Raw genomic sequence first — 13,391 nt, 5'->3', positions numbered from 1 at the left:
ATTTTATTTGCTTAATGCTTTTTTGCTAATTGTCGTTACAAAACCGTTTTGGCTAAACGATAAACTATTATTATCATCTTCTATTTGTGTTAATACAACACCAACGGTAGTGTCATAAAGTGATTTATCATCTTTTTGTGTAAGTTCACTTTTAACCCCTTGAGCTTCTGAAACTAAATACATTTTATCATTCTCAAGAACAATTTCTAAGGTTAGATTAGCTTCTTTTAGTAAATAAGTTCCAGTATATTTTTTGAAATTTTTTAAATCAATACTTTTAAAACTTTCTATAGGTTTATTATTCATATATGCTATTAGGTCGGTACTAATAGATTTTTTTGATGGAATTGTTCTTGTATTAGAAAAAATGAGGTATAAATCTTTAGTGATTGGATTATATTGGTTCCGGAATGCATACCCAATATTGTTTCCACCGTGTCCGTAATAATTCACTCCTTCTTGGTTGGATTTGAATAATCCGTAGCCATAATATTGATTTCCGGATTCCATCATCATTTTTACTGTCTCTTTTTTCAATAATTGTTCTGTTTCGAATAAGGATCGATAGAATATCTCCATATCTGTTAGGGTAGAAGCCATACTACCAGCTGCATACGCAATATTTGCAAAATAACGGTAGTCTAAATAATCAGTAACATCTTTTTCTTCGTGATAAGGTGTTGCTAAATTTGGAATATTTCTATGCACATAAGGATGAGTGTTTTTCATTTTTAAAGGTGTAAGAATGCGTTCTCGCAACAAATCAAAATAACTTTGATCAGTGATTTTTTCAATAATTTTTCCTAAAAGAAAATAATTGGTATTACAGTAGTCGAATTTACCAACCATCTTAGGGTTAGATTTCTCTATTTGTTGTAATAAAGCAGCATTATACAATGAATCGTTTTTTGCATAGAAAATATCTTGAATGTTTCTTCCTATTACTTCATCTAGACCACTTTCGTGTGTTAGTAAAGCTTTTATAGTCAATGATCCATCTACATTTTGTATTGGTGTTAAGTATGTACCAACACTATCCGTTAGTCTTAAATTTCCTTTTTCAACTTCCTGAAGTATTAGTATTGCAGTAAAAGTTTTTGTTGCGCTACCAATATTAAAAACACTATGCTCTGTTAGATTAAAATTACCTAAACTGATTGTCTTTATTTTGTTATCTTTTTTGATTAGGATGGCCATTCCTTTGTTTTGTTCTTTTAATACGGAATTATATTTTTTAGAAATAATATCTAAATCATTTGTTTGCCCATATCCAATATACTTTATAAGGAAGAATACTAGTAATACGATTAATTGTCTTGAAGTTTTCATAAATCTGTTTTTATAATTTGTTGGATCAAAACTCATTTAATTTAAGTTTAGAATAAAAAAAGAATGATGAGAGGGAGTGATAGAATGATATTAGTATAAAAATCATCTTAACACGAAAAAGAGGTCACATAGACCATAAAGGATAACTTACATCATTAAAAAGTGTTATTTCAAATACCAAAACCTATTTTTGATAAGAATTTTTAATCAAATACTATGTCAAAATTAGATACTTGGGTGGATAATAAGCTCTTACAAAATATAACTGCATGGTTGTTTTTGATGCTTATTTTCTTGATGGTCATTCAAGCAGAAAATAGGTTGATTACAACTTTGGGATTTATTGCCTTTATTATGCCGCCAGTATATATCTGTAACTTAAAGATATTGCCTTTATTCTTTAATAATAATAATAGAGTGTTAGGAATGTTTTTGTTTTTCCTTAATATTTTATTTTTTACATTTTTGGGTGTTCTTCTTTTGAGCAACTTATTTGATAATTTCCAATGGAAAATGTTATTCAATGTTTTTGGTGCCGTTTTATTAGTGATTCTTTTCGGAACAGCTTTAAAACTCGCCAGAGATAGTTTTTTTCGTCGCCAGGAAGAGAAGGAAGCAGAGTTAAAACTTCTGAAAGCACAATTGAATCCACATTTTTTATTTAATACCTTGAATAATCTATATGGCTTATCTGTTGTGAAATCAGAAAAATTGCCTGATTTAATGCTGAAACTTTCGGACTTGTTACGTTATAGTTTATATGAAACGAAAGAAATGTTTGTTCCTTTAGAAAAGGAAATTAAATATCTAGAAAACTATATCTCTCTTGAGAAGATACGCTTAGAAGATAAAGCGGATATTCAGTTTAATATTAGTGGTGTCATATCTAGTACTGCTATAGCACCAATGTTGCTAATCGTTTTTGTGGAGAACGCTTTTAAACATTTAGGAGTCTTAGGTGATATGAAGAGTAAAGTGTTAGTAAATATAGTAATAGCGGAGAGTTCACTCGATTTCGAGTGTATAAATACTACTGATTCTTTAGATATAAAACATAGTAATCTCGAAAAAGGAAAAAGTGGTATTGGTTTACAAAACGCTAGAAAACGTTTAGATTTGATGTACCCAGAAAAACATGAATTGCAGATAGAACAACAAGAAGATTCTTATCGAGTAGCGTTAACTCTTAATTTTTGAATGTGTGAAAATATTACAATGTTTAATAGCAGATGATGAGCCAATAGCTCGCCAGATCATTGAGAATTATATTAAGGAAATACCTTATCTAGAGGTAGTTTCTACGTGTAAAAATGCTTTTGAAGTTATGGCTTTTTTACAGGAAAACAATGTGGATTTATTATTCCTAGATATCAATATGCCCAAATTGTCAGGTATCAGTTTATTAAAGACAATGCAGCAAAAACCTCAGGTTATTATTACTACAGCTTATCCAGAATTTGCCGTAGAAGGTTTTGAGTTATCTGTGATTGATTATTTACTTAAACCATTTTCTTTAGAACGATTTATACAGGCAGTTATTAAGGTACAACAAAAATCAAATAATAATGTCAATAATGTAGTTGTTGAGAAAGAAGATACTATTACATCTATATATGTAAAGAGTGATAAGAAAATTATTAAGCTGGACTTAGATGCTATTAATTATATAGAAGCGTACGGTAACTACATTAAAATTTATACGGATCAAATGATATTAACACCCACAACATTATCCGATTTTTCAGAAAAATTATCTAATGATTTCATTAGGATACATAAATCATTTATCGTAAATTTTAATAAACTAAAATTAATCGATGGTAATCAAATGGTATTACAAAATGATAGTAAATTACCGATAAGTAAGTCGTACAGAAAAATAGTTTTAAATAAGATTGATAATACATAGTATTAGTTATACACTAAATATATTTTTATTTTTTTATTATTAAAGGTTCTTTTACTTATTAGTTAATAGCAAATATTTATTTTAGCTTTAAAATATTTTTCAAGGTTAATGGATAAATTTTCTGTTTTAGGAATCATAACTTTAGTAATCGTATTTATTGCATTATTGCTTGCTGTTTTCTTGTTTACTGTTAAAACAAAGAACAAGATTAGTAACCGATTAATGGGGGTCTATTTTATCATATTTGCCGTACATATAAGTGTATTTTTTTATGCAAAGTATATTGAATTACCTTTGGTTATAGACATGCTTCGAGATCAAATCATGTTTTTGTCCAGCCCATTATTATTCCTATACGTATTGTCCTCTGTCTATTCAGATTTTAAACTACAGCCCAAGCATTTGTTACATCTGATTCCTTTTGTTATTGAGATTTTGATTTATGTTCCTAATTTTTATGCGGTTAGTGAAGAGGAAAGAAGAATTTTTACAGATAATTTTCATTCAAATCCGGAAGTGAAATTTTCTACATTGTATGGTTCTATAGTATCCATAGTTTATCTTGTTTTAATATTCCAAACGCTTAAAAAATATAAGTTATTACTGCTAGAAAGTTACTCTGATAGTAATAAGTTTAATTATAAATGGTTATATCAATTAACATTACTACTATCGTTCATTTTTATTTTTTCTACTTCTAAACAAATTTATAAATATGTTGGTAATGATATAGAAGTTCTAAATATGTTGAGAATTCTACTCACATTACTTTTGTTAGGTTTTTTGTCATGGATTGTACTCAAGAGCATGTATTATCCAGAATTGTTTAGAAGTATTGATACTAAGCACCTGTTGGTTAGAAATTTGATTGAAACTTCATCTATTAAGCAAGACCCTGCTGATAAATTTGTAGAACAAATAGAGAAGCTTCAAAACTATATGGAAACCGAGGAACCTTATTTAGATTCTTCATTGACCATACATAAGCTAGCGAATCAAATGAACCTTCCGTTCAGGGATATGTCCATTTTAATTAATCATCATATTGGAAAACACTTTTTTGATTTCATCAATGAATATCGAATAAAAAAGGCAATAACCTTACTAGAAAATCCACTTAACAAAAAACTAACCATCCTTGAGATTCTGTATGATGTTGGGTTTAATTCTAAATCTCCATTTAATACGGCTTTTAAAAAACACACCGGTTATACACCTTCTCAATATCGTAAAAACATCTCATAATGAAGTGTTTACAATAAAGTAGTACGTTCTTGTAAAAAAGTAATACTAATTTTTGGTAAAAAAATGAGTACTACTTTCTTTAGTTGTACGCATTCATTAAACTTTCCTATCATTTTTGTTTTGAATTAAATTTTAAAACACACGAAATGAGAAATTACATACTATCTATTTTTTTAATGACTTCTTTTTTAGGGATCGCGCAATTAGAATTAACAGGAACTGTAACAGATAGTTCTAGCCCTGTTGCATTTGCAAATGTATTCTTGACTAATCAGGATGGTCAAATTGTAACTAATAGTGGAGGTATTACTGATGAAAATGGTTTTTTTTCTATAAAAACTGAAAAAGGCACCTATAAAATAACTGTTAGCTTTATAGGTTTTAAAGATTGGGAAAAAGAACTTTTGATCGAAAACAACTATGACTTAGGAAGTATTATACTTGAAGAAGATACAGAAAACCTGGAGGAGGTAGTGATAACATCACAAAAGAAATTAATTGAACAGAAGACAGATAGGTTAGTATTTAACGTAGAAAACAGCATTGCTGCGATAGGAGGTAACGCAGCAGATGCGCTTAGAGTTGCTCCTGGCATCAGGATACAAAATAATAATATCAGTATGATTGGCGGTGAATCCTCACGGATTATGATCGATGGTAGGTTATTAGAATTAACCGGAGAAGATCTAATCAATTTTTTAAATTCTATAGCATCAGATGATATAAAGAAGATAGAGATCATTACTAATCCACCTGCTAAGTATGAAATCGTAGGGAATGGAGGTATTATAAATGTTATTTATAAAAAAGGTAGAAGAAATTCCTGGAAGAATACTTCAGGTATTACATATAACCAAAACACCTATAACTTCACAACACTGCGTAATAGCTTTTTCTACAACAAAAGTAAAATTAGGTTAGCACTTTCTGTAAACGGTAGTAAGGGAAATATCAGAAATCAAGAAGGTAGTACTATTTTCTTTCCGAATAGTACATGGAATGTTGACACGGAGTCTAAAGATGAAAAAGATAATTATTCTGGTCGTTTTTCATTAGAATATGATATTTCAGAGAATATAAAAATAGGAGGGCAGTATTATGGTACTTATAACCGTCCGGATTCTAAAGGTAATGGTATTACTAACTTTATCAATAATCAAGGCACTCTGGATTCATTGTTGATAAATGATAATAATAGAAGTGATAGAATAGATAGTCATGTACTTAATGCACATGTAATAACTCAACTGGATACTATAGGAAGAAAAATCTCTGTTGATTTCGATTATTTTCGCTATAATAATTCTCTAGAAAACGATTACATTGTTAATACGTTCTCTTCTGAGAATGAATTCCTTGGTATTAATCAAGCGGCACAGAATTTCTCGAATCAAAATATAGAAAACTATAGCGTAAAAGTAGATATGGAACATCCTTTAAGCTTTGTAAACCTTTCTTATGGCGGCAAATTAAGTTTTATTACAACACTGAATGATTTGCAAAACTTTAATACGATTACCGGATCTCCAGTTTTTGACACCAACCTATCGAATCAATTTGAGTACAAAGAAAACGTACAAGCATTGTATATAAATGGAGCAAAAAAAATACAGAATAATTGGAATTTACAAGCTGGATTGAGATTAGAGAATACAGAAACCAGAGGTTATTCTGCTACCTTAAACCAGCGAAACAAAAACGATTATTTAAAAATATTCCCTACACTTTATGCATCATATCAGAGAAATGATGCACATAATTTTTCATTCAATTATGGAAAAGGTATAAATCGACCTAGCTTCAGAGATTTAAATCCATTTAGAAGTTTTATCAACAGTAATGCATATTCTGAAGGGAATCCCTTTATTCAACCATCCTTTACAGATCGTTTTACGTTATCACATAATTATAGAGGAAAATTAATTACGAATCTCTATTATGCTCGAACTAAGGATGGTTTTGGTACGTTGTTTTCTGCTGATGCTGAAAATGAAATTCAGACCATTATCAGACGTAATTATTATTCGAGTTCCTTCTTTAGAATAAGTGAAACCTATACTTTCGATAGTTTTTCTTGGTGGAAAAGTCAAAATTACTTCTCTTTTTCACTTCAGAACACAAGACTTGACGATGATCTCAATTCAAGCCCTCAAAATGGAAATCAATTCTATTTCTCAACAAATAACACTTTTGTATTAGGAAAAACCACAAAGTTACAAGCAGATTTTTGGTATGCTTCCAAGAATAAAGCATTATTATATGATGTAGACAAGATGTACAATTTTACCATTGGATTAAAACAGAGTTTTTTAGACAATACCCTACAAGCATCGTTAGTATTTAATGATATTTTTGATACCGCTAGTTTACGTAATCTATCATCAGAGATCAATGGTGTAGAAACAATCTATGGTCAAAATTATAGTAGTAGAAATGTACGATTCTCATTAACCTACAGCTTCGGAAACAAAAAAGTTAACGTTAAAAACAGAGGTTTTGGGAGTAAAGATGAACAAAATAGAGCCAATTGAATTAGTACATTCTTATTTATCCCAAAATCGATAGGATATAAAACTTATCGGGTTTTGGGATTCATTATTTTATATCATATAAAGCTTAAATGAGATTATTCTTGGGTATTACCTCAGTAATTGGGTGACATTGGTTTTATACATTGTTCCGATAGGGACCACATGATCCGCTATTAATATTCTATTTCCTTCAATACTTTTTATATGTTTTTTGGCTACGGCAAAAGATTTGTGTACCTGCAAGAAATCATCACTGGCCAGTGTTTCTAATAAATCGGTTATTTTTTCTCTTACGGTAATGGTTTCATGGATCGTAACCACTTTTGCATAGTTTCCTGCAGATTCTAAATATTGAATATCACCTAGCGGAACCTGAGTATACTTCTTGTTACTTTTTAGAAAAACACTTCGTTCTTCTCTTTCTTTAGGTGTTGTAGGTGAAGGAGTTGCTTTTGATGTAGAAGTTACCGCTTTATTTACTGCTTTTAGGAAACGTTCAAAGCTAAAGGGTTTCAACAAATAGTCTGTTATATTAAGTTCATATCCTTCAACTGCATATTCAGAATAAGCAGTTGTGACAATAACTTTGGGAGGAGAAGAGAGGGTTTTTAAAAAATCAAAACCTTTAAGTTTTGGCATGTTAATATCAAGGAAAATTAAATCTACTTCATTAGTACTTAAATATTCAAAAGCTTCCAGTGCGTCATAACAATCTTTCATTAATTTCATATTTGGCAATACATCACAATAGCGTTTAATAATACCGTGCGCTATATGCTCATCATCTACGATTATATATTTAATCATACTAGTTTCAGTCTTAATTGTACTTTATACACATCTTCTGTTGTTGAAAAAGATAAAGAGTGTTTTTTGTGATACACTAGCTCAAGTCTTCTTCTTAGATTTTTGAGTCCAATACCAGGTTTTTCTGTAGGCTCTGTGGGATCAAAATTGTTTTCTACAGTAAAATATATTTCCTCTTTTGTTGAAGTTAGATTAACTCTAACATACGCATTTTTCCTTAGATTTTCTAAACCGTGTTTAAATGCGTTTTCCAGTAATATTATAAATAATAAAGGCATTACTTTGGTTTCTTTATTTTCAATATTATAATCAAATTGTACATCAGTTTTTTTATGATAACGCATCTTATGCAGCTCTATATAATTGCTGAGATATTCAATTTCTTTGTCAATATTCACAAAATCGTGTTCTCCTTCATAAATACTATATCTCATCATATCAGATAATTTTAATATCAATTCTTGCGCTTTTTTCGGATCTTCTTCTACTAATCCGTACAGGTTATTTAAGGTATTAAAAAAGAAATGTGGATTTACCTGGCTTTTTAAGTGTAGTAGTTCGGTTTTAGTTTTTTCGTTTTTAAGCCGGATTATAGATTTGACCTGTCTGATAAGCCAATTCAATATAAACACCAATACCATTAAAAATATTACTGGTATCAGAAGATCCATTAATAAATCTTCTTCTTCTAATATCACTAATGTTCCTTTTTCAGTTGCTTTTTTCTCGAATGTGTAAAAAATAACAAATAATAGTACAACGGTAATATTAACCATTAAAGACCAAAATGCGATGGTAAAAAAGCTCCAATTTCCCACACGATTACCTTTATTTTCTTTAATACGATATTGTATATATAAGAAAATCAATGTCGAAATAAATGAAATCCAGAATAGTATACTTAAAACCCCATGAGTCGGATCTGACTCTAATGCTCCAATTAAATATACTATTCCTAATACTATCGAAACCGCTAAGATTTCATTGCGTATCCAGGCTAGTGAACTGGGTGTATAACTTTTTCTGGAAAGAAACCAATATAATAGTAAATAGCCAATGGTAACTATAGCGGCAAATGTTAATAGAACCCCAGTAAACCTTATGTCTAACGTTATTAAAAATAAACCACTTATTAACGAAAACACAAAGAGACTTAGTGTAATAAAAACTCTATTATATCTATTATTTTGTAACATCATACCCAATATTACTTAAATAAATGGTATCCACCAAAGAAGTTGATATACACGGTTTATCTCTATATGAACCGTATTAAATCAGGGACGAATCCACTTACTATTTATAGCTCTTATTTGTGCATCTATTTGAATCAAGTTGGTCACTATTATTTAGTTGATTTTAATCTTGTCTATATGTTTGATGAAAACAAATATTAATCAAAAAACGAACAGTATGGAACTAACCATCAATAACTTATCAAAGACTTATAGAAATGATGTAAAAGCACTACAAGATGTTACGCTAAACATTCCAAAAGGCATGTTTGGGTTACTGGGACCTAATGGTGCTGGTAAATCAACGTTAATGCGTATTATTTCTACCCTACAAGAAGCCGATACAGGTACAATAACACTGGGGAATATAGATGTTTTAAAACAAAAAAATGAAGTTAGAAAGATATTGGGTTATTTACCACAACAATTTGGTACATATCCTAAAATATCCGCTTATGCATTACTTAACCATTTAGCATTTTTAAAAGGAATCACTAATAAAAATCAACGAAAAGAAGTGGTAAAAGGGCTACTTCATAAAACAAACTTATATGATGTTAGAAAACAAAACTTAGGCGGTTATTCTGGAGGAATGAAACAGCGTTTTGGAATTGCACAGGCCTTACTTAACAATCCTAAGTTATTAATAGTTGATGAACCAACCGCTGGATTAGATCCTGCAGAACGTAATCGTTTCTATAACCTATTAAGTGAAATTGGAGAAAATACGATTGTTATTTTATCGACACATATTGTAGATGATGTTAAAGAGTTATGCACCAATATGGCGATTATTAATAAAGGTAAGGTTGTATTAAAAGGAAACCCTTTGGATCTTATTAATAGTACAGAAGGGAAGGTATATCAAAAAACGATTCATAAAAATGAATTAGATACTTATAAAAAAGAATATGAAGTTATCAACGAGAAACTGTTTTTAGGAAAACCTACTATCAGTATACTAAGTAATCATCACCCCAAAAATGGTTTTATTCCTATAAATACTAGGTTAGAAGACGTCTATTTTTCACAAATCAATAATAAAAACTAAAAATTATGTGGTACGAAATATTCAAGTTCGAACTTAGGTATAGAGCTAAACGTCCAGAAACATATGTGTTTTTTATATTCCTATTTCTGTTTTCTACAGTAGGTGTGGATTTTATTTTTCAAGGAGTGGAATTAGGATTAATGAAAGAAAATGCACCCTTAGTTGTTGCCAAAACAATGGGTGCAATCACAGGCATTTTTATGATTATGGCCTCAATGATTATGGGGGTTCCTATTCTCCGAGATTTTCAGTACAATATGGAATCATTACTATTTGTTAATCCCATTAAGAAGCAAGATTATTTAGTAGGGCGCTTTTTAGGATCTTTTACTGTATTGCTTTTCATCTTTAGTGCCGTATTATTAGGAATGATGGTAGGTGAATTTATGCCTTGGCGTCAAGATCTGTTACCATTTAAACCAATTACCTATTTGCAATCCTTCCTAGTAATTGTAGTGCCTATATTGTTTTTTGGCGCCTGTTTGTTTTTTATCGCAGGAATGTTGAGTAGAAAATTATTAGTGGTCTATACACAGGGCATATTCTTATTTGTTGTTTTTTTACTTACCAAAGCGATCGAAAATGAACATTTACAAGCAATTTTAGATCCTTTTTCACTAACTACATTGACGAACATAGCAAAGAATTGGTCGATTATAGAGCGTAATTCTTTAGGGATATCATTTAATGGAGTTATGCTTCATAACAAGTTGTTTTGGATCGCGATAGGCATCGTTACTTTAATAATAGGGTATCGTAAATTTAGTTTTAGTCTTGTTTCTAAAATTTCAAATAGTAAAAAGAAAAAGGAGGTTAAACTCGAAGAAAATTCTATAATAACTGAACATATTATTCCAAAAGTTAATATCCATTATACGTTTAGAACATACTGTATTCAATTATTAGAGCTATCTAAGTTTTATACAAGATCCTTACTCAAAGAGACGTCATTTTGGGCGATTGCCATTTGCGGAATAATCATCATCTTAATCAATTCGGTAAACTTGGGAACAGTATATGATGTAGATAGCTATCCTGCAACTTATTTTATTGTAGAGGAATTACAAGAAATGTCTCTGTACTTCTTTATCATCATTCTTGTTTTTTATTCTGGTGAACTTGTTTGGAAAGAACGTGATAAAAAAATCAACTTGATATATGATGCAACACCAATTTCAGAATTTACCACACTTTTCAGTAAGTTTACTGCACTTACTGGTATTTATATTGTGTTAATGTTTAGTTTGATAATAACAGGGATACTATTTCAAGTAGCTCATGGTTATTATCAGTTTGATCTGAAAGTTTATTTCTTTGGATTCTTTATAGAAATACTGCCATTTTTAATGCTATACACAATTGCTGCATTTTTCTTTCAGATTATTAGTAATAATAAGTTTGTTGGAATCCTATTTCTGTTATTATTCTTTATTGTAAATATTAGTTCAGAACTTTTTGGATTTCAGCATAGCTTGTACAAATTTGGAGGTAAAACATTAGGTACTTATTCAAGTATGAATGGTTATGGTCATTTTTTGAAACCTTATTTATGGATTAAAACCTATTGGTTCATATTTGGAGTTTTATTATTGATACTAAGTGCAGGAATCTCCGTACGTGGATCAGAAACCAACTTAATAAAGCGTTTTAAAGCCTTTAGATATCGCTTTACAAAACAGATGATACAACTTACTATTTCTGCAAGTTTTATATTTATACTAATAGGAAGTTATATTTTTTATAATACGAATATACTTAATGAGTATTGGACAAACTCTGAACAAAGTGTATTTAGGGCCAATTATGAAAAAACCTTGAAACATTTTGAATATCTACCACAACCTAAAATTACAAGTGTGAATTTAAATGTGGAATTATATCCAAAAATTAGAGGATACTCTGTTAACGGATACTATATCCTAAAGAACACTTTAGATCAACCCATTAATGATATCCATATTCAGAAAAAAATAGCATCACATGTGCAACTAGATTCTATAGTTTTTGTTGGAGGCGCATCGATAAACACAGCATATAATCAGTTTGATTATACGATCTATTCATTATCTAAAACATTAGCACCTGGAGATTCTATCAAAATGAAGTTTAAACAAAGTTTTTTTTCTAAGGGCTTTGATGATCAAGATACGAATACCGAAATAATACACAATGGTACTTTTTACAATAATCAAGAGTTTCCAACTATTGGTTATAATAGAAAATATGAACTTCGCGATAAGGATATCCGCAAGGAATATGGACTAAAACGTAGATCGAATAAAGCTAAAAGAGATCATGTTTTAGAATTAAAAAATGCTATTTCGGGTGGTGATTCTGATGGAATTCATTTTGAAGCGATTATCGGTACAGACAATAAACAAACCGCAATTACATCGGGAGTTCTAATCAAACAATGGAACGAGAATAATCGAAATTATTTTCATTATAAGATGGATCAATCTATGATAAATTTTTATTCGATAGTTTCTGCGGATTATGAAATTAAAAAGGATTTTTGGAAATCACCATTAGATAGTTTAGTGGAACCTGTTTCCTTGGAAATATATTATCACAATACTCACACATATAATTTAGATAGGATGATGGCTTCTATGAAAGCTTCTTTAAGCTATTACAGTACTAACTTTAGCCCTTATCAATATGAGCAATTGCGTATTATGGAATTTCCTAGGTATGCTACATTTGCTCAATCATTTCCTAATGCGATTCCTTTTTCTGAAGCAATAGGATTTGTATTGGATATCGATGATGAAAGTGATGTGGACATGGCATTTTATGTAACTGCACATGAAGTAGCGCATCAATGGTTTGGTATGCAAATAGAAGCAGCAAACGTACAAGGGCGTCATATGATTTTAGAAACCTTATCTCAATATGCAGCTATGATGGTGTTGAAAAATAATTATCATGAAGAAAAAATACAGCGGTTTTTAGAATTTCAAAAAGAAACTTATAATAAGAAACGAAAGAAATCTAAAATCGAAGAACCTTCATTGGCTTTAGTAGAAAATCAAGATTATATTTATTATAATAAAGGAGCCTTAGCAATGTATACATTGCAAGAAAGAATAGGAGAGGATCAAGTTAATAAAGCATTACAAGCTTTTATAGAGGATTGGCATGGCCAAAAAGGTAAACTTAAAAATTTATCAAGTAGATATGCCACGACCAAGGATTTACTATCATATTTTATTAGAGTAACACCAAAAGATCAACAATATATAATTACCGATTTATTTGAAAAAGTAGAATGAATTGTTTGT

At 29.9% G+C, this 13,391-nt stretch carries 9 protein-coding genes; 6 read left to right on the top strand and 3 right to left on the bottom strand.

The window, feature by feature from the left end; genetic code table 11:
• Positions 1-3: 3 nt before the first annotated feature.
• Positions 4-1,329 (bottom strand): serine hydrolase domain-containing protein, encoded by a 1,326-nt coding sequence (locus tag Q0829_RS03825; RefSeq protein ID WP_298540125.1) that lies wholly within the window; start codon positions 1,327-1,329, stop codon positions 4-6.
• A 216-nt stretch (positions 1,330-1,545) separates the two neighbouring features.
• Here Q0829_RS03825 and Q0829_RS03820 point away from each other — a divergent pair, with 216 nt between their 5' ends.
• The 4 genes from Q0829_RS03820 (at position 1,546) to Q0829_RS03805 (ending at position 7,014) form a co-directional block, all read left to right on the top strand.
• Positions 1,546-2,526, top strand: coding sequence for a histidine kinase (locus tag Q0829_RS03820; protein ID WP_298540122.1), 981 nt, complete (start codon positions 1,546-1,548; stop codon positions 2,524-2,526).
• 4 nt (positions 2,527-2,530) lie between these two features.
• The gene (locus Q0829_RS03815; protein WP_298540120.1) at positions 2,531-3,238 is read left to right on the top strand and encodes a LytTR family DNA-binding domain-containing protein; all 708 of its coding nucleotides are present in this window, start codon (positions 2,531-2,533) and stop codon (positions 3,236-3,238) included.
• 108 nt (positions 3,239-3,346) lie between these two features.
• The gene (locus tag Q0829_RS03810) at positions 3,347-4,483 is read left to right on the top strand and encodes an AraC family transcriptional regulator (protein WP_298540118.1); all 1,137 of its coding nucleotides are present in this window, start codon (positions 3,347-3,349) and stop codon (positions 4,481-4,483) included.
• Positions 4,484-4,629: 146 nt separating this feature from the next.
• Positions 4,630-7,014 carry a TonB-dependent receptor gene (locus tag Q0829_RS03805; RefSeq protein ID WP_298540116.1) on the top strand — a complete coding sequence of 795 codons (2,385 nt, stop codon included), beginning with the start codon at positions 4,630-4,632 and terminating at the stop codon, positions 7,012-7,014.
• Positions 7,015-7,122: 108 nt separating this feature from the next.
• On the opposite strand, the gene Q0829_RS03800 is transcribed toward Q0829_RS03805, so the two are convergent.
• Both Q0829_RS03800 and Q0829_RS03795 read right to left on the bottom strand, forming a co-directional pair.
• A complete protein-coding gene (locus Q0829_RS03800; RefSeq protein ID WP_298540113.1) occupies positions 7,123-7,821 on the bottom strand; it encodes a LytTR family DNA-binding domain-containing protein in 699 nt (232 codons plus the stop codon).
• Positions 7,818-9,020, bottom strand: coding sequence for a histidine kinase (locus Q0829_RS03795; protein ID WP_298540110.1), 1,203 nt, complete (start codon positions 9,018-9,020; stop codon positions 7,818-7,820). The genes Q0829_RS03800 and Q0829_RS03795 overlap by 4 nt, the downstream gene beginning before the upstream one ends.
• Positions 9,021-9,234: 214 nt before the next feature.
• Between Q0829_RS03795 and Q0829_RS03790 the strand changes: the two genes are divergently transcribed.
• Positions 9,235-10,107: an ABC transporter ATP-binding protein gene (locus tag Q0829_RS03790; RefSeq protein WP_298540108.1), complete on the top strand. Its 873-nt coding sequence runs from the start codon at positions 9,235-9,237 to the stop codon at positions 10,105-10,107.
• Positions 10,108-10,112: 5 nt separating this feature from the next.
• Positions 10,113-13,382, top strand: coding sequence for a M1 family aminopeptidase (locus tag Q0829_RS03785; RefSeq protein ID WP_298540106.1), 3,270 nt, complete (start codon positions 10,113-10,115; stop codon positions 13,380-13,382).
• Positions 13,383-13,391: the final 9 nt, after the last annotated feature.

This window comes from uncultured Aquimarina sp., assembly GCF_947492405.1.
Lineage (GTDB): Bacteria > Bacteroidota > Bacteroidia > Flavobacteriales > Flavobacteriaceae > Aquimarina.
Note: the sequence above shows the minus strand (reverse complement) of the source record. Positions and strands in the feature narration are given on the sequence as shown.